The sequence below is a fragment of the Pleurocapsa minor HA4230-MV1 genome (assembly GCA_019359095.1).
In the GTDB taxonomy this organism is placed as follows: domain Bacteria; phylum Cyanobacteriota; class Cyanobacteriia; order Cyanobacteriales; family Xenococcaceae; genus Waterburya; species Waterburya minor.
The window spans coordinates 88,215-104,884 of sequence record JAHHHZ010000025.1 but is presented as its reverse complement, the minus strand read 5'-3'; the positions used below and the strand labels follow the sequence as shown (position 1 = coordinate 104,884).

Here is a 16,670-nt window from a genome sequence, read left to right as displayed (position 1 = left end):
ATAGTTGATTCAACATTGATCAAAGATACTGCCGATTCTATCGAGTATTTGAATTTTGGCAAGTTATGGACGTACAAAATTAGCGGCGCGTTTTGAGTATGAAGATTCACACTCAAAAGCCGCCGCAGATTAGGACATTAATAGTAATCTGCTCGTAAGTAGGAAGTAGGAAGTAGGAAGTAGGAAATAGGAAATAGGAAAAGTCCTAATGTTTCTACGTAGTGTTATAAGTTACAGCGGCAAATCAGATTAACTCTGCTTTGGAACGACAAAATTGAATATGATTGGAATTAATCACTCTAATAAATACTTAAGTATGCTGAAGTTTTGATTTTGGCAAGGTAAAAACTGATGGGAAATATTCAACCTCAACCACAAGAAGCAAAATCTGCCAATTATTTTCAGTTTGAAGCAGATTTTGTTGGCACTCTACAATGTATTCCGATGTTAGTCAGGATGAAGCTAGATAACTGTGGTGTCAAGCTCAAACTAGCCCACTGGAATCAATTTAGTCAGGCTGAACGCGAAACTTTAGTCAATTTACCCTGTACCACCCCTAATCAATGTCAGACGTACCGTAAATGGCTACAAAATTTAATTATTGCTAAAACTGGTCAAGCAGCTAAAGAACTGGCAATAGAATCCAATCCACTCTGGTTAAATGAGACAAATATTCCTGATAGTGTTCAAACTAAAGCACAAGAGCATCACCTATCGTTGTCTTTAGAGCAATGGTCTAATTTAAATCCAGCTCAACGCTTTGCTCTAATCAAGTTGAGTCGTCCTAGCCACGAAAATAAAAACTTTATTCCTGCACTTCAAGAGTTTGGTATCTTGTCAACTGATTGAATACTCTGATAGGAGATGATGCTTTATGTAGCAAAGCGATCGCCTTAACAAGCTTTAATTACTAGACTACTAGTAAGATTATGTTATGGCGATCGCGCTTAATTTAATTTCGCTGAATTTAGATAATTAGACTATTTTGGCTTTGGTTCTGGATAGACTAGGTTAGCTTTTTGACTTTCATCCCAGTCAATTGAGTGGACAGGCTGTTGGTCAAAATTTTCACTCTGAGACACTCGTGCATAAGCGATCGGAAAACTAGCAAAAAATAAACCGACAACTCCCACTAACCCCCAAACATACTTATGTAAATTGGTCGATGTTGATTTTGGGTTACTGTTTAAAAGATGATCGAACTGGTGGGATGATGAGTGCTGAATTTTATCTGTATTCATGATGTTTATTACCAACAAAAGTGATGTGATTTGATTGACGTTGCCTTATTTAGGCATTAAAGGCATATAAGGAAACAAAGGATGCCAATTCATCACGGTTGCGGCAACCAAGAAAAAAAACAGACAAAAGAAAATAGTATTTCCTTTGATTTCGCGATTACGCCAAAGTAGGGTTAGGAATAACCAACTAAATAACCAAGTAATTAGTAAAATAGTTTCTTTGCCACTATAACTACCAATTTCTCCGTACAGTGGATCGGCATTACGACTGCCAGGAATCCATGCACCTAAGTTCCAAATCAGGTCTTCGTAACTTTTAAAGGCAGCTGCAAAATGCTGATTAACCATCATGACGAAGCTAGCGAAAGCAGCGCTAATTAAGGCTGCACCCGCAGCACCAGATGATATAGGAGGTTTTTTAGCACCTTGAGCTAAACCTTGAGGAAATCTTTTTAGATAATTGCCCAGTCGAACATACCAGGGAGACGGTGCGGAATAAGATGATCTTGATTTAGTCATAAGCTGGACATTTTTGAGTAGACAACTAATTATTTACCGAATCTCTACTGAGAGATATTTGAGACATATTTGAAAGATATTTGAGAGATATTTACAAAGAGTGGATTCTGGCGACATTTAAACCCGTAACTAATCCGCCAATCGCAAAAAACATCATTGCCATCAAGGCAAAGCAAGTAGCAGTTAGTACGGAACGATTTTGCTTTTCCAGAATTGAATCTCCATACTTCCATAAGCTCCAGGTACAGGCAATACCCAAAGGCAAGGTAAACAGTACAGTAAATTCGTGATATTCCATAAACAAGTAATGAACCAAAGGAGTATTTTCCACTATCCATCCTCTAGGCCCATTTAAAGGCGCTCGATAGCGCATATAAACCCAGTTTCCCGAGACAATCGCTAGAAAAGATAAGCAACTTGCCCAGAAAGTTAAAGTGCGCATTTGAGGCAAAATTGAGGCATTCCCTCTCAGCAAAGGAAAAGCCAAATGTCCTGCATATGCAATTACTACTACGGCAAATAAGGAAGCACCGCCGTGAATTGCACCCATATAACGCTGCCAAGGACTAGGACTGAGCAAATTTACCAAGGGCAAGAAGAGAAACAATCCAGCGGATATTAAACTCAAACCATAGATACAAACCGTGGCAATGTCTTTTTGCTTGAGCGGTTTATCCTGGGTCAAACTATCCTCATGCTCCACCGATAAGGTATTTCGATTCATAAGACTAGATATTCTTTTAACTTCTATTTCACGCCAAGCAACTATCGACTACAGAATACCAAACCCCAACCACCAAAAATTTCAGCATCAAAAGCTAGACAACAAACTACTCTAAACTGATACTGTCAAGCTTTAAAGCAAAATTGTAGATACTTTAGAGATCTCAAGACTAGTGAAATTTCTAATTCCAATACTTGCTTGGCTATTTGCCATCCTACAGAAGAATGAATTATTACACTAGCGCCTATATTACTTTTTTTATCTTTGAAGTGTTATTGGCGTACTAAAATAACATTTTCTAGAATCTTTTGATAGCAATGCTTTTAACAAAGAATACTAAATAGAGCGTATTGTCAGTCAATTTTTTTCTTAGCTTAACTTAATTTTGCTTAGTGTCTTTTTTAACAAAACGTTACATTATTTTGACCGAAAATTTGATTATTGTTTAGCCTGAGTTTTGATCCCAACGACGACAAAACTAGCAAAACTATATTTTTTAGATGATTCGTTAAATGATAATCTTGAAGGTGGCAAAATTTTACATTATTTTTAAGATTTGACCTGCCATATAAAACAGCTAACCACCAAGTAGATATAAGAAAATGGTAGCCACCACAGATAAAACAACCACTGGTAGAATTACACAAATTATCGGCCCCGTTCTAGATGCCGAATTTCCTAGCGGAAAAATGCCTCGTATTTATAATGCCTTAAAAGTAGAAGGTAAAAATCCTGCGGGACAGGATGTTTCAGTTACCTGCGAAGTGCAACAACTACTTGGTGACAACCAGGTTCGTGCTGTTGCCATGAGTGGTACTGATGGACTAGTCAGAGGCATGGATATTGTTGATACTGGTGCGCCAATTAACGTACCTGTAGGGAAGGGAACTCTAGGTAGAATTTTTAACGTACTAGGCGAACCTGTCGATGAAAAAGGCCCTGTAAGTACAGATGAGACATTCCCTATTCATAGACCTGCTCCTAAATTAACTGATTTAGAAACAGCACCAAAAGTATTTGAAACTGGCATTAAAGTTGTAGACTTACTTACTCCCTATCGTCAGGGGGGCAAAATTGGTCTATTCGGCGGTGCAGGTGTTGGCAAGACCGTTATTATGATGGAGTTGATCAATAACATTGCCATTCAACATGGTGGTGTGTCGGTATTTGGTGGCGTGGGTGAACGTACTCGTGAAGGAAATGACCTTTATAACGAGATGATCGAATCCAACGTGATCAATGCGGATAACCCCGAAGAATCCAAAATTGCGCTGGTATACGGTCAAATGAACGAGCCACCTGGAGCAAGAATGCGTGTTGGTCTTTCTGCTCTAACTATGGCTGAATATTTCCGTGATGTTAATAAGCAAGACGTACTGCTATTTATTGATAACATTTTCCGCTTTGTGCAGGCTGGTTCTGAAGTATCAGCATTGCTCGGTCGAATGCCTTCTGCGGTAGGATATCAGCCCACTCTAGGGACTGATGTTGGCGATTTACAAGAGCGAATTACTTCGACTAAAGAAGGTTCAATTACTTCAATTCAAGCAGTATATGTGCCTGCGGATGATTTAACCGATCCTGCTCCCGCAACTACTTTTGCTCACCTAGATGGAACTACAGTATTGTCTCGTGGATTAGCTTCCAAAGGGATTTATCCTGCGGTAGATCCTCTTGATTCCACTAGTACTATGCTTCAGCCAAGTATTGTGGGAGAAGAACACTACAATACTGCTCGTGCTGTGCAATCAACTCTTCAGCGCTATAAAGAATTACAAGATATTATTGCAATTCTTGGTTTAGATGAGCTTTCTGAAGACGATCGCATTGTGGTTGACCGCGCGCGTAAGATTGAACGTTTCTTGTCTCAGCCTTTCTTTGTAGCAGAGGTATTTACAGGCTCTCCTGGAAAATATGTTTCTCTAGAGAATACGATCAAAGGCTTCCAAGCAATTCTTAATGGTGAATTAGATGAATTGCCTGAGCAAGCGTTTTATTTAGTCGGCGACATTGAAGAAGCCAAAGCAAAAGCTGAAAAACTAAAAGCAGCTTAATCAGTGAGCAGTCTAGCAGTGAGCAGTGAACAGTAAATATTTTGCTTTTACTCACTCTTGCTGTTAGCTGTTGCTTGAGTTCGACTAAGTTTTGCTAGGTAAAGAACGGCAAGAAATTAATCAATAAATAATAGTAGTAGTAGGTTGGGTTGAGGCACAAAACCCAACGATTAAAAGATTTTGTTGGGTTTCACGCTTGGTTCTACCCAACCTACCAAATCTCTTATTGCTTGAGTTCGGCTAAGTTTTGCTAAGTAGAGATAGACAAGAAATTAATCAATAAATAATAGTTAAAGAAATGGCGTTAAGTGTAAAAGTAATAACTCCAGACAAGACAGTCTGGGACGATCGGGTAGAAGAAGCGATTCTTCCTAGCACTACAGGACAATTAGGAATTCTGACCGGTCATGCTCCTTTGCTGACAGCTTTAGAAGTCGGTGTATTGCGCGTTCGTCCTGGGAAAGAATGGAAAGCGATCGCTTTGATGGGTGGCTTCGCCGAAGTAGAAAATGATGAGATTAAAATTCTGGTTAATGGCGCAGAATTAGGCGATAACATCGATCGCGATGCTGCTCAAAGCGAGTATCAAACTGCACAGTCAAGATTCGAGCAAGTCGGCAACAGTGAAGATCGTCAAGCGAAAATCCAGGCGGAAACCTCGATGAAAAAGGCTAGAGCGCGCCTTCAAGCTTCAGGCGGGACAGTATAAGCAGACAAGTAGAGTTAAAATGAGAAAAAAATCTAGCTATCTCTACTAATTTGTGGCTAATCGTTTAAACAAAGCTATAAGGGGCAGAATAACGCTTTAATCTGCCCTTAGCTAGGAAATATCTTTAATTTTGAAGCTTAAATCAAAAATATGTGACTAAAATTTCCCGAGTGAGCAACTAATTTGTTCCAGTAAACACAATGTTGGGAAACTTAGTTTGTGCCTGGGTCATCGGAGTAACTTTACCTCTTTCTGTCCAGAAATTAATTACTTCGGTTGCCTGGTTGAGAATATCGATGCTTTCGGCTTCTTCAATCCAATGCTTTGCTTCTAACTCGTCTTTTAGCTGTTGCCAAGCATCATTACGCGGCCAAAAGTAATAAGCTGTTAGCGGACTAGTACCTTTACCTACTACCTGATCCACGGCGATCGCCACGTTCTTATCTAACCACAGAACTTTTAATTTAAATCTTGCCTCTGACTCCAATTAAGCCTCCAATAAATTTATTTTAAGGAATATTTTACATAGCAAACCACAATAATTATACAAGAATTTGACCATGAACCAAGCCCAATCGGCAGCAATTATTATTTTCGATATTGACGGCGTAATTAGAGATGTGGGCAATTCTTATCGTAAGGCGATCGCCGATACCGTAGAAGAGTTTACAAATGGTGGCTGGCGACCAACGATGGAAGACTTAGACAACCTCAAGTCAGAGGGAATTTGGAATAATGACTGGGAAGCATCTCAAGAGTTGACCTATCGCTATTTTGAATCCCTCGATCGAACTCGCGAGGAAGTAAACTTAAATTATGACAGCATTGTCAAGTATTTTCAGGAGCGTTATCGGGGCAAACATCCTGAACTTTTTGATGGCTACATTGCCAATGAACCATTACTGGTAACTCCTAATTATTTCGAGCAGCTAAGTAATAATCAGATCCCTTATGGCTTTTTTAGCGGTGCTACCAGAGGTTCGGCAGAATTTATCCTCAAACAACGTTTAAAGTTAGAAAATCCAGTTTTAGTAGCCATGGAAGATGCACCGAGTAAACCCGATCCCACGGGAATGTTTGAGGCGATCGCTCAAATTACCATTACGCCTAATGATGTCCCTGCATTTTATTTAGGAGATACGGTAGCAGACATGTACACCGTAATTAAAGCCAGAGAACTCCAACCAGAGCGTAATTGGCTGGGAATTGGCATTCTGCCACCTCATGTACAAACTTCTCAGACAAGACAGGAAGACTATGCTCAGAAATTGCTCGAAGCTGGTGCGGAGATCGTTTTAAGTAATGTCGAAAAGCTTAGCTTACAGTTGATCGAGGAGTTGACAGGTCACTAATTAGCACCCTTTGTCGCTTTGAGCGATCGCATTAAGTAGGTAGGCAAAATAATTTATCCTAAAGGATACACTTCGTTATCAAACCCCTACCCTTAGAGCTATTTGTTACTCGTTACTCGTTACTCCCGAACCTCATTTCCAATTTAATTACACCCACCTATATGTAGAGTTTAGAGTGATTGTTAAAGAGCGGTCGCAAAAATAAATAAAAGTGGTAATATTTTTAATATTTTTATTTATTTAAGAATGATGTTAAATAAAGCATTGTTGATGCTTCACATGTCAAAAATTACTAAATTTATCTTAATCGCGATCGCAGCAACCATAATAGTTATCAGTTTATTATCGAAACCAGCAATCTCCAACTCTGCTTGTACACAAGGATGTCCTAGTTCCGAACTCAACCCTGATTTAGTTCATAGTATGAGAATTGTGGGTGATAATTCTGTTTATATTACCCATAAACCTTTTCTTAATACTCCTAGCGAAGCTCATAATTTTCAAGCAATTTATGAAGTTGATTTAGCAGGGTTAATAAATGAAAATTCTGTCAATCCTCAAGAAGTTTATTTGAGCGATCAGAGTCAAAACTCTTTAAATGAATACACTATAATGCCCACTCAAGCTTTTACCAAGGTAGAACTTTTGAATGGTTCAATTAAGTCTTTTAAAGGTCAAATTTATCGAGGTGACATAGAAGAGTGTTTGCGGAAAAAATCGCGAGGCACTAAACTGTGTCCGCTCGCTCTAATTCCTGGCAATCCCGAAGTAGAAATCAAAATTAAGAAAAAAGTTTTTGTTTGTGATTTTGCCGACTCCAACTGTATGCCTAAAAATGCACTCTCTAAACTAGAGTATGTACTTTTTGGTGATGCTTCAGAACAATATATAGCACATAGAATTAGTGGCGCACCCGATGGTGACTTCGATCAAATCTTACATGTCGATCGAGCTATTCAACTCACCTCTGAACAAATAACTAAACTCAATCAAAACAATTATCTCAAAATTGTCGCCACCGATAATCGCAGTAACACTAGAAAAGACGCACTTAGAGCGCGATCGATGATGGAAGGTTCATTTTTGATTGATGAGCAGGGTGAAGCAGTTAAAGTGGGTATAAGTAAAGATGCAGAATACTATTTTGAAATAGATCCAAATATTTTTTAGAAGTAATTAAGTAGTAAACTGCAACAATAAACCATTTTCAATTTGATGAATTCTGGTTTCTAGGTTAGAATTTGACATTTTAGGTTCAGATAATACACTGTCAGGCTGCTGAGATGGCTAAAGTAAGGTGCGAGGAGGTTGAGGTGATTTTTGAAGAGCGATCTCGCTTATCTAAAGTATTCTGAAGTAACAAAAATTTGCTGGCGAAAACCTTTTTTTTGCTGTTTTTTAATTCTAATCAACCGATTGATTAGACTTTCTTGATTTTGCAAATATTCATACAAAAAGTGAACCTGCCCTTGATAATCTCGATCTGTTTTACAAATTATAATTCCTGAATGCTGAATACCATTATTGTGTAATTCAATCAAATCATCTCGATTAAAAGTAATAACCGCAAGGTTACTACGAGTAGCAAAATTTAAAACTTCATTATCGGGAATGCTCTAATTAGCTTGTCCTGCATCATAGCTAGTAATTACACTATGTCCTAAACTTCTGAGCATTTTAACCATATCTAGGGCAAAATTCTCATTAGAATAAAAACTAAAATTAGTCATAGAAACTAATCATCAAGAGAAGCGATAATACGGTCTATCTCCGATTGATTATTATAGTAGTAACCCCAAACAGCAGTTAAATCGTTTATAGTCAGGCCTGGATAATTACGTAATATTTCTTGTTCTGTTGCACCCTGTTGGCGTAGAGATACTAAAGTCCAAACGGGTATTCTAGTATTACGAATACAAGCATGACCGCCACTAACTCCAGGTGTTGTTTGGATAACTTCAGTAATTGGCATTATCAACTTTTTTCTAAAGTAACTAATGAGGTTGACGGATTAAACACCTAAAAAAAATTGATGTAGGATCCTGAAAAATCTTTATTTTGAGCGTTCTAATTAAGCATGAATTCATCACCACTAACATCTGTTGAAACCCATTTTCGTTCTTTAACAGACCCACGTGCCGAACATACTATTAAACATTGTCTGATTGATATTGTGTCCAGTCCACCAAGAGAATTTCCTTGAAGCCAAATCAGACAATCGCCCAAAGCGGTTGAGCGCTTGACAGATATAATGGAATATTCAATCGCAAATATCTTTTTATCACCAATTAAATTTTTAAGCATTTAAATACTAAATTTTTACGAATATTAGAAGAAATATCCCTATTTTACATCCTGCCTCTTTTACTATTTTTTGAATACTTTGTCCTTTATAATATGATTAGATTTATAAAAACTAGCAATGTAAAAATATACCTCTATTCATTAACTGCGTTTACTTTACTATCTTTTTAAATAGTTAATTAGTGCCTGCAATCCTAAACGATAGCTATCTGTACCAAATCCACTAATTTGCCCAACAGCAACAGGTGCAATATATGAGTGATGCCGAAATTCTTCCCTAGTATATATATTGCTAAGATGCACTTCTACAGTGGGTAGCATGACTCCTGCCAAAGCATCTCTAATTGCCACGCTAGTATGAGTATAAGCACCTGGGTTGATCAAAATTCCTGAATGCAGATCTCTGGCATTATGTATCGCGTCTACCAGAGCGCCTTCATGATTAGATTGTAAGCAGGTAATCTTTACCTGCAATTTTGCAGCATCAAGAGTTAGTGAGTCGTTTATCTGAGCTAAAGTAGTTTTTCCATATACAGCAGGCTCTCTTAACCCCAATAAATTTAGGTTAGGGCCATGCAATACTAACACGCTGATTTCAGACAAAATAACCCACTGCTAACGAAGCTAAACTTGCCACTAGTGATAATGACGTTGACGACTATCAACAGGAATGGGGATTGTTTCTCGTTCAGGTTCTGCTTGTGGGCCTAGCAAAATCTCAATTAGTTTTTGAGCTATATCTTTTAATTTTTCGAGTATTTTATCTATATAATCCATCGGATAACAGCTCCTAAGGAGTTCCCTAACTTTACTTGCTTGATAGTTTATGCTCTCTGACCTTCAGCCATTCACATATCCACCATTATCTATTGATGGATAATGAGTGAAAATCAGACTTCTTTTATTTATATTACAACTTTTGTCACAAATATTCACTAGCAACTAGGATGTAATTTTAATACCATTAGTGAATATTAACATAAGCCCAAGAAACGAGAGCAAAATTTATTAGAAATAGGCACATTCTTAATTATATTATAATAATTGCGCTTCAAGGGACAATATACAGTATTTAGTCCAAAGTTTTAACTAAAATAAATAAAATATTATTAATCATTTACTTTTTGTGTTTTAAATCTTGGAGTTGGGGAAATATTTAAGCCAATCAATATTAAGAATTATTGCCAAAAAATCTTTTTGATAGACAATAAGGATTTGCTCTAAGCTAGTGATGGCAATCTTTGTAGTCTTACTTAAGTAGGTTATATCTAACAAGATTAGCTGATGACATTTACTCACCTATTTCTGAGACAATAAAGAGCAAGATTTAAGACTATACCGTTATTTTCTGTTCAAACATCCACATAAACAGCCATAATAAATCGCGTCAATTTTACTTAGGAGAGAAACCCCATGAAATTAGCTTACTGGATGTATGCTGGCCCAGCACATATTGGCACTCTACGTATTGCCAGCTCATTCAAAAATGTTCATGCAATTATGCACGCGCCTTTAGGAGATGATTACTTCAATGTTATGCGTTCAATGCTCGAAAGGGAGCGAAATTTTACTCCAGTTACAGCAAGTATTGTCGATCGCAATGTTTTAGCCAGAGGTTCTCAAGAGAAAGTTGTCGATAATATTACCCGCAAAGACCAAGAAGAAAGCCCAGACTTAATTGTGCTGACTCCTACCTGTACCTCCAGCATCTTGCAGGAAGATCTGCAAAACTTTGTCAGCCGTGCTTCGATGGATACTAAGGGAGATGTGATGTTAGCGGATGTGAATCACTATCGCTATAACGAACTCCAAGCAGCCGATCGCACTTTGCATCAGGTAGTGAAATATTACCTGGAGAAGGCACGTAAACAAGAGCAACTACCTACAGGTAAAACTGAAAAACCTTCGGTCAATATTATTGGCATTTCTACTCTAGGATTCCATAATCAGCATGACTGTACTGAGTTAAAACGTCTGATGGCAGAATTGGGTATTGAAGTTAACGAAGTTATTCCTGATGGTGCTTCGGTACATAACTTGAGAAACTTACCCCGCGCCTGGTTTAATTTGGTTCCCTATCGCGAATTAGGTATGATGACGGCAGAATACTTAGAAGCTGAGTTTGCCATGCCCTATGTCGATATTACGCCCATGGGAGTAGTGGAAACAGCCCGTTGTATTCGTAAAATACAGCAGGTAATTAATCACCAGGGTGCAGAAGTCGATTATGAAGACTATATCAATAACCAAACCCTATACGTTTCTCAAGCAGCTTGGTTTTCTCGTTCCATTGACTGTCAAAACTTAACAGGTAAAAAAGCTGTTGTCTTTGGTGATAATACCCACGCCGTTGCCATGACGAAAATTCTCGCCAGAGAAATGGGTATCCAGGTTGTCTTAGCTGGCACTTACTGTAAATACGATGCTGACTGGTTTAAAGAACAGGTGAGCGAATATTGTGACGAAGTTTTAATTAGTGAAGATAATGCCGAAATCGGTGATGCGATCGCTCGTCACGAACCTTCAGCTATTTTTGGCACCCAGATGGAACGTCATGTCGGTAAACGGTTAGACATTCCCTGTGGTGTGATTGCTGCACCAATTCATATTCAGAATTTCCCGATTGGTTACAAACCGTTTATGGGTTATGAAGGAACAAATCAGATCGCCGATTTAGTTTACAACTCCTTTACTCTGGGAATGGAAGACCACCTGCTAGAAATCTTTGGCGGACACGATACCAAAGAAGTAATTACTAAAGGCATTTCTGCTGACTCAGATCTCAACTGGGATAAAGAAGCTAAAGTAGAACTGGGTAAAATTCCTGGTTTTGTTCGCGGTAAGGTCAAGCGCAATACCGAAAAATTTGCCCGCGATCGCAATATGTCGGAAATTACCCTAGAGGTAATGTACGCAGCCAAGGAATCAGTAGGTGCATAACAAGCCAAACTGACTTGACAAAATTCCCAGAAATCAAGATGATTATAGATTGGGCATCACATAACTTGCTCGGAGCGGGTTAAATCTTAAATGCCACAGTGAAATGTCAGAAATCTGCATGATTAACCTCTGATTGATTTCTATTTCTACTTGGCTACCCTTACGGCAATATTAGAGAAAAAAATTTTATGACTTACGCAATTGTAGAAATAGGTGGGACGCAAATTATAGTTGAACCAGGTCGTTTTTATGACATCAACTTACTAGATGCCGAACCTGAAGCTAGCTACACCATCGACAAAGTTTTGTTAGTTAACAATGACAATGAAGTTAATGTAGGTCGTCCCTATGTTGAAGGTGCTACCGTCGAGGGAACAGTAATGCGTCACAGACGGGGCAAAAAAGTAATTGTCTACAAAATGCAGCCTAAAAAGAAAACTCGTAAAAAGCGCGGTCACCGTCAAGAATTGACTCGCTTAATGATCGATTCTATTAGTCTAAATGGCTCAGTAGTTGCTAAGGCAGAGGCGGAAACAGCAGCAGCAACAGCAACAGCAGAATAGTAAATTTTTAACTACAATCTAGATCTAAATTACAAGCAAGAAAAATAACATGGCTCATAAGAAGGGAACGGGTAGTACACGTAACGGTCGTGATTCTAACTCTAAGCGTTTGGGTGTCAAACGTTATGGTGGTCAAGAAGTTACCGCAGGCAGCATTCTAGTTCGCCAAAGAGGCACTCGTGTCTATCCTGGCAACAATGTTGGTCGTGGAAATGATGATACTTTATATGCTTTGATTCACGGTGAAGTCAAATTTGAGTATCGAACTAGAAGTCAGAAAAAAGTAAGCGTTTATCCTATTGCTGAAAGCGCAGTATAGAAGTCTCTTAGATTTAAACATAAAGCACTCACCAAGGTGGGTGTTTTTTTATGGCTTGGCTTAAATTAAATAAGACAATCAATCAATACAATCACTCTCTTGCTCTATTAGATTTGAGAATTTTACTTTTATGTTTCAGTCAGAAGATGATTTAAATCAAGACCAGTCTCAAAATGCTGGCAATAATGCCTCAGATCCCAACTTAGACAACATTGATGCCAATTTATCAACAGAAAGTGTTGCCGTGCGTAAAAAACAGTTGGAAAGCATTTTCGTCAAGCTGATCGTTTTTGGCTTGGCTTTAGGAGCAGTTTTAGGTATTGGTGCATATTATTTACTCCATAAATTTGGTCTAACTAAAAAACCATATCAGTTAGAGCAAGAAAAAATAGAGCGAGAACGCGAACAAAATCCTGCTACGTCCACTCAAAAAATCAATGATTTTCCAGCATCAGATGCTCATGATTATCGATTTCGGCTTTAAAGTTGTTAATCTATGACATTTAGCGATCCCTGATTAAGCAGTATTGTTATAAAATCATGACAATAAAAACTCTCAAATCTAAGAAACTCGTCAAATGGCTAGATTACTCTAGTAATAACTTGATCCCCAAGGGTATTTTATTGTTATAACTAGTTCAAGTGGTTAAGACCTTTCCCACATACGTACATATAACAAAAATAATTTAAATAGACGCGGACTAATTAAGGTTAAAAGATGAAGCAGAGTGTCAAAAAACTTTTGTGTAAGTCTTATATGATGGCTGCCAGCAGCTAAACAACGTCTAATTAATCAGGGGCTGTAAGTTAATGGCAAAAGAACGTCCACCACTAGAAGAAATGACCTTGCGGCAGCTAAGAAAGGTTGCTAGCGAATATAAAATATCCCGATATAGCAGAATGCGTAAATCGCAACTGTTAACTTCGATTAGAGAAGCAATTAAAAACACAGAACAGGAAAGATTTTCTCAAAATTCATCAGATATGCAGGAGGAACAACAGGTGAAAGGAACAAAATTTGAAGTTGGTCAAGAGGAGAATACGATGGAAACTCTTGCTTCCGTAGACCAGGATTTGGGAGAACTTCCTGACGGTTATGGTGAAAGCCGTATTATGCTAATGCCTCGCGATCCTCAATGGGCTTATGCTTACTGGGATGTCCCTAACGATCATAAAGAAGAATTACGTCGTCAGGGCGGACAGCAATTGGCGATTCGGATTTATGATGTAACTGACGTGGATCTCAATCATCAAGCACCCCACAGCGTTCAGGAATATCTTTGTGATGAGATGGCAAGAGAATGGTATTTACCAATTCCCGTCAGCGATCGCGATTATGTAGCAGATATTGGCTACCGTTGTGCGGATGGACGTTGGTTAGTTTTGGCTCGTTCAGCAACTGTAAGTATTCCTCCTGTATATCCTTCTGACTGGATTGAAGATGCCTTTATCACTGTAAATTGGGAAGATAGTCTTCAAGGCAACACTCTCTATAACTTAGTTCCTCCTGCTAAGAAGCAAGCCATGAGTGCTGGTGGTACAGCTACAGGTCTAGGTGGAGCAGATCGCCTTTATGATGCTGTCTTTGGTATGACTAAAGATACTGAATCGATGCGCATGGCTGGGTCATTGTTTGGCTCGATGCAGCAAACTCCTGAAGCAGCAGTTAGTTCCTATGTCTTCCCTTCAGGTGCTGGAATGTGGGCTGTACCCACCGCTTCTGGTCAAAATATGTCTGGGGCTGGTTTCTCTGGAAGTCTAGCAGAGGCTCGTCCACGCAAGTTCTGGCTAGTGGCTGATGCTGAGTTGATTGTTTATGGTGCAACTGAACCTGATGCTACGGTAACAATTGGCGATCGCAAAATCAAGCTCAATTCCGATGGTACATTCCGCTTTCAAATGTCCTTCCAAGACGGTGTAATTGATTATCCGATCAAGGCAGTAGCGATCGACGGAGAACAAACTCGTTCGATTCATATGAACTTCGAGCGTGAGACTCCTTCGCGCAATACTAATACCAAAGCCGAAGCCGTTGAAGAATGGTTTGCTTAATTTATTAGGTATTTAGGATATTAGATCCACAAATATCAGACAGAAACCGAGGTGTAAAAAATTGCGCCTCGGTTTTTTGGCGATCGGCTATCATTTATACGTCTAGTGTATGTTGTTGAGTTTCTTGAGCAAGTATTAATGGTAAAAACTTCTTTAAAATCGCTGACCTTAGAAGAGTTTCTGAAATTACCAGAAACAGAACCTGCTAGTGAGTATATGGGTGGACAAATCACTCAAAAACCAATGCCACAAGGAAAGCACAGCTCAATTCAGACAGAGTTATCGACAACTGTCAACATCCAGTTAAGACCTCAACGAATTGCCCGAGCATTTTCGGAGTTGCGCTGTACATTTGGTGGTCGGTCAACAGTTCCAGATGTGTCTGTCTTCATCTGGGAGAGAATTGCACGAGATGAAAATGGCGAGATTGCCAACGTTTTTCAGCTTGCACCAGATTGGACAATTGAAATCTTATCACCAGACGGGCGGTACAAGCTCCCGAATTCGATTCGGGAGACGCGCCCTTATCAAAGTCAAACAAAAGTTACTAAAAATATCTTGCATTGTCTCGATCATGGTAGTGAGATGGGATGGTTAATCGATCCTGATGAAAGAACCGTGTTTGTTTATCTGCCAAAGCAACAGACATTGGTGTTTGACTTGCCAGAACAGCAAATTCCCGTTCCATCCTTTGCCAACGAGCTAAAACTGACAGTGGAGGAAGTTTTTACTTGGCTATTAGAGTAGTCGTTTTTACAGGTGGTTTTTATGGGGAATGGCTATCTGGAAATGACTGTAAGTTAAGATTTGCGAGACACAGCTAGCTCTTTAGGGTAAATCGCCCCTACTGCTTTATCAATTAATTAATGATGGGTGAGCAAACTGAGAGTAATGAGTAATGAATAATGAGTAATGAGTTTTTTACCTACTACCCACTACTTACTACCTACTACCTACTACCTACTACCTAACCTTAACCCATCAATTAATATTTGACAGACTACTCCGTTATTTTTCTGCTAATATTGCGTAAATATCTCGTTTTACTTGCTCTAACAGTTCGCGGACTTGACTCATGCGCTCTGTGTTAGCACTGCGACTTACCTGCATTACCACAGTAGCTAGGTCATTTAAAGTATTTCGCAATTCACTGAATTCTGAAGGCACATTGCCGATCCCCCCAGAAGCGTTTGACGTAGCTTGTGGGGAACGCTCTGCTAGAAGTTCTTTGCCAGTATCAGTAATAGTATAAACACGCTTTCCGCCAATTTGCTCACTGGTTAAATAGCCCCCTTCATCTAACATTTGCAGAGTTGGATAAACCGAACCAGGACTAAGACGGCGGAATTCACCATAGCGTTTTTCCATTTCTTTAATCAGGTTGTAACCATGATTTGGCCGATCGGCAAGTAACTCCAACAGAATAAATTTAATGTCGCCTCGGCGAGTTCGATGGTCATTTGCCCAATTTCGCCCAAATGAGCCATGACGACGACGTTTACCGTGATGTTCGCTATGCTGAAATAAAAACCAATCTAGCTCTGGGTTATCGATGCGATCGCGTCCTAAAGGATACCGCTCCGCATATAGCGGAGGCTTCGCCTCATCGCCTGCCCATGCCGATACTGGAAAACCGACGAAAAAGTTTCTAAACATAAGTCTATTTGATTTATTTTGAATTAACTGATTTCAGTATAACGATATATCGCGATATATCGTTATAGATTTATTAATCTTCAAAAACTCGATTGGGTATGGCGAGGAAACCTCGCCACCCCTCTCGTTCAAAAACCCCGATTCACCTCAAGTATTTTGCTTGAGTTAAGATTCTCGATCTCGATTATTGTCAGCTTGAGCCATGCCATATGATTACTAAAGAACAAGCAACTTTAC

General features: G+C 39.0%; 21 protein-coding genes. 12 read left to right on the top strand and 9 right to left on the bottom strand.

From position 1 onward, the window contains the following. Positions 1–351 precede the first annotated feature (351 nt). The gene (locus tag KME09_17145; protein MBW4535666.1) at positions 352–849 is read left to right on the top strand and encodes a nitrate reductase associated protein; all 498 of its coding nucleotides are present in this window, start codon (positions 352–354) and stop codon (positions 847–849) included. Positions 850–980: 131 nt separating this feature from the next. Here KME09_17145 and KME09_17140 read toward each other — a convergent pair whose 3' ends face one another. The 3 genes from KME09_17140 to KME09_17130 form a co-directional block, all read right to left on the bottom strand. Further along, positions 981–1,241, bottom strand: a complete 261-nt coding sequence (locus tag KME09_17140) for a cytochrome d ubiquinol oxidase subunit II (protein MBW4535665.1) — start codon at positions 1,239–1,241, stop codon at positions 981–983. Positions 1,242–1,286: 45 nt separating this feature from the next. Next, complete coding sequence (locus KME09_17135) at positions 1,287–1,709, bottom strand: hypothetical protein (protein MBW4535664.1); 423 nt, start codon at positions 1,707–1,709, stop codon at positions 1,287–1,289. A 142-nt stretch (positions 1,710–1,851) separates the two neighbouring features. Continuing rightward, a complete protein-coding gene (locus KME09_17130) occupies positions 1,852–2,484 on the bottom strand; it encodes a hypothetical protein (GenBank protein ID MBW4535663.1) in 633 nt (210 codons plus the stop codon). Between the two features lie 602 nt (positions 2,485–3,086). Here KME09_17130 and atpD point away from each other — a divergent pair. Next, complete coding sequence (gene atpD, locus KME09_17125; GenBank protein ID MBW4535662.1) at positions 3,087–4,538, top strand: F0F1 ATP synthase subunit beta; 1,452 nt, start codon at positions 3,087–3,089, stop codon at positions 4,536–4,538. A gap of 298 nt (positions 4,539–4,836) precedes the next feature. Further along, entirely contained in the window at positions 4,837–5,247 is a 411-nt protein-coding gene (locus KME09_17120) for a F0F1 ATP synthase subunit epsilon (protein ID MBW4535661.1), read from the top strand. Between the two features lie 178 nt (positions 5,248–5,425). Here the strand turns inward: KME09_17120 and KME09_17115 are convergent, their stop codons facing one another. Next, positions 5,426–5,734 carry a 30S ribosomal protein PSRP-3 gene (locus tag KME09_17115; protein MBW4535660.1) on the bottom strand — a complete coding sequence of 103 codons (309 nt, stop codon included), beginning with the start codon at positions 5,732–5,734 and terminating at the stop codon, positions 5,426–5,428. A 73-nt stretch (positions 5,735–5,807) separates the two neighbouring features. Here KME09_17115 and KME09_17110 point away from each other — a divergent pair, with 73 nt between their 5' ends. After that, positions 5,808–6,599, top strand: coding sequence for a TIGR01548 family HAD-type hydrolase (locus KME09_17110; GenBank protein ID MBW4535659.1), 792 nt, complete (start codon positions 5,808–5,810; stop codon positions 6,597–6,599). 279 nt (positions 6,600–6,878) lie between these two features. Next, positions 6,879–7,769, top strand: a complete 891-nt coding sequence (locus KME09_17105) for a hypothetical protein (GenBank protein ID MBW4535658.1) — start codon at positions 6,879–6,881, stop codon at positions 7,767–7,769. Positions 7,770–7,936: 167 nt separating this feature from the next. On the opposite strand, the gene KME09_17100 is transcribed toward KME09_17105, so the two are convergent. Continuing rightward, entirely contained in the window at positions 7,937–8,212 is a 276-nt protein-coding gene (locus KME09_17100) for a DUF5615 family PIN-like protein (GenBank protein ID MBW4535657.1), read from the bottom strand. A 122-nt stretch (positions 8,213–8,334) separates the two neighbouring features. Continuing rightward, the gene (locus KME09_17095; GenBank protein MBW4535656.1) at positions 8,335–8,571 is read right to left on the bottom strand and encodes a DUF433 domain-containing protein; all 237 of its coding nucleotides are present in this window, start codon (positions 8,569–8,571) and stop codon (positions 8,335–8,337) included. Between the two features lie 105 nt (positions 8,572–8,676). Between KME09_17095 and KME09_17090 the strand changes: the two genes are divergently transcribed. After that, positions 8,677–8,802, top strand: coding sequence for a transposase family protein (locus KME09_17090; GenBank protein MBW4535655.1), 126 nt, complete (start codon positions 8,677–8,679; stop codon positions 8,800–8,802). A gap of 260 nt (positions 8,803–9,062) precedes the next feature. On the opposite strand, the gene aroQ is transcribed toward KME09_17090, so the two are convergent. Together aroQ and KME09_17080 are read right to left on the bottom strand one after the other, a co-directional pair. Further along, positions 9,063–9,506: a type II 3-dehydroquinate dehydratase gene (aroQ, locus tag KME09_17085; protein ID MBW4535654.1), complete on the bottom strand. Its 444-nt coding sequence runs from the start codon at positions 9,504–9,506 to the stop codon at positions 9,063–9,065. A gap of 33 nt (positions 9,507–9,539) precedes the next feature. Then, the gene (locus KME09_17080; GenBank protein MBW4535653.1) at positions 9,540–9,680 is read right to left on the bottom strand and encodes a hypothetical protein; all 141 of its coding nucleotides are present in this window, start codon (positions 9,678–9,680) and stop codon (positions 9,540–9,542) included. A gap of 636 nt (positions 9,681–10,316) precedes the next feature. On the opposite strand from KME09_17080, the gene KME09_17075 reads away from it, so the two are divergent. The 6 genes from KME09_17075 to KME09_17050 all read left to right on the top strand — a co-directional run bounded on the left by KME09_17075 (position 10,317) and on the right by KME09_17050 (position 15,524). Continuing rightward, positions 10,317–11,843 (top strand): ferredoxin:protochlorophyllide reductase (ATP-dependent) subunit B, encoded by a 1,527-nt coding sequence (locus KME09_17075; protein MBW4535652.1) that lies wholly within the window; start codon positions 10,317–10,319, stop codon positions 11,841–11,843. A gap of 188 nt (positions 11,844–12,031) precedes the next feature. Next, the gene (gene rplU, locus KME09_17070; GenBank protein MBW4535651.1) at positions 12,032–12,406 is read left to right on the top strand and encodes a 50S ribosomal protein L21; all 375 of its coding nucleotides are present in this window, start codon (positions 12,032–12,034) and stop codon (positions 12,404–12,406) included. Positions 12,407–12,455: 49 nt separating this feature from the next. Next, positions 12,456–12,725, top strand: coding sequence for a 50S ribosomal protein L27 (gene rpmA, locus KME09_17065; protein MBW4535650.1), 270 nt, complete (start codon positions 12,456–12,458; stop codon positions 12,723–12,725). Positions 12,726–12,855: 130 nt separating this feature from the next. Next, positions 12,856–13,209 carry a hypothetical protein gene (locus tag KME09_17060; protein ID MBW4535649.1) on the top strand — a complete coding sequence of 118 codons (354 nt, stop codon included), beginning with the start codon at positions 12,856–12,858 and terminating at the stop codon, positions 13,207–13,209. 326 nt (positions 13,210–13,535) lie between these two features. Further along, complete coding sequence (locus KME09_17055; protein MBW4535648.1) at positions 13,536–14,777, top strand: DUF4912 domain-containing protein; 1,242 nt, start codon at positions 13,536–13,538, stop codon at positions 14,775–14,777. Between the two features lie 138 nt (positions 14,778–14,915). Further along, positions 14,916–15,524 (top strand): Uma2 family endonuclease, encoded by a 609-nt coding sequence (locus KME09_17050; GenBank protein ID MBW4535647.1) that lies wholly within the window; start codon positions 14,916–14,918, stop codon positions 15,522–15,524. A 261-nt stretch (positions 15,525–15,785) separates the two neighbouring features. Here the strand turns inward: KME09_17050 and KME09_17045 are convergent, their stop codons facing one another. Further along, positions 15,786–16,433 (bottom strand): PadR family transcriptional regulator, encoded by a 648-nt coding sequence (locus KME09_17045; GenBank protein MBW4535646.1) that lies wholly within the window; start codon positions 16,431–16,433, stop codon positions 15,786–15,788. Positions 16,434–16,670: the final 237 nt, after the last annotated feature.

Excerpts from the sequence above, each read along its gene's own strand:
- KME09_17145 (MBW4535666.1), top strand. The coding sequence starts at position 352 with ATGGGAAATATTCAACCTCAACCACAAGAAGCAAAATCTGCCAATTAT.
- KME09_17140 (MBW4535665.1), bottom strand. The coding sequence starts at position 1,241 with ATGAATACAGATAAAATTCAGCACTCATCATCCCACCAGTTCGATCAT.
- KME09_17130 (MBW4535663.1), bottom strand. The coding sequence starts at position 2,484 with ATGAATCGAAATACCTTATCGGTGGAGCATGAGGATAGTTTGACCCAG.
- atpD (MBW4535662.1), top strand. The coding sequence starts at position 3,087 with ATGGTAGCCACCACAGATAAAACAACCACTGGTAGAATTACACAAATT.
- KME09_17120 (MBW4535661.1), top strand. The coding sequence starts at position 4,837 with ATGGCGTTAAGTGTAAAAGTAATAACTCCAGACAAGACAGTCTGGGAC.
- KME09_17110 (MBW4535659.1), top strand. The coding sequence starts at position 5,808 with ATGAACCAAGCCCAATCGGCAGCAATTATTATTTTCGATATTGACGGC.
- KME09_17105 (MBW4535658.1), top strand. The coding sequence starts at position 6,879 with ATGTCAAAAATTACTAAATTTATCTTAATCGCGATCGCAGCAACCATA.
- KME09_17095 (MBW4535656.1), bottom strand. The coding sequence starts at position 8,571 with ATGCCAATTACTGAAGTTATCCAAACAACACCTGGAGTTAGTGGCGGT.
- KME09_17090 (MBW4535655.1), top strand. The coding sequence starts at position 8,677 with ATGAATTCATCACCACTAACATCTGTTGAAACCCATTTTCGTTCTTTA.
- KME09_17080 (MBW4535653.1), bottom strand. The coding sequence starts at position 9,680 with ATGGATTATATAGATAAAATACTCGAAAAATTAAAAGATATAGCTCAA.
- KME09_17075 (MBW4535652.1), top strand. The coding sequence starts at position 10,317 with ATGAAATTAGCTTACTGGATGTATGCTGGCCCAGCACATATTGGCACT.
- rplU (MBW4535651.1), top strand. The coding sequence starts at position 12,032 with ATGACTTACGCAATTGTAGAAATAGGTGGGACGCAAATTATAGTTGAA.
- rpmA (MBW4535650.1), top strand. The coding sequence starts at position 12,456 with ATGGCTCATAAGAAGGGAACGGGTAGTACACGTAACGGTCGTGATTCT.
- KME09_17060 (MBW4535649.1), top strand. The coding sequence starts at position 12,856 with ATGTTTCAGTCAGAAGATGATTTAAATCAAGACCAGTCTCAAAATGCT.
- KME09_17055 (MBW4535648.1), top strand. The coding sequence starts at position 13,536 with ATGGCAAAAGAACGTCCACCACTAGAAGAAATGACCTTGCGGCAGCTA.
- KME09_17050 (MBW4535647.1), top strand. The coding sequence starts at position 14,916 with ATGGTAAAAACTTCTTTAAAATCGCTGACCTTAGAAGAGTTTCTGAAA.
- KME09_17045 (MBW4535646.1), bottom strand. The coding sequence starts at position 16,433 with ATGTTTAGAAACTTTTTCGTCGGTTTTCCAGTATCGGCATGGGCAGGC.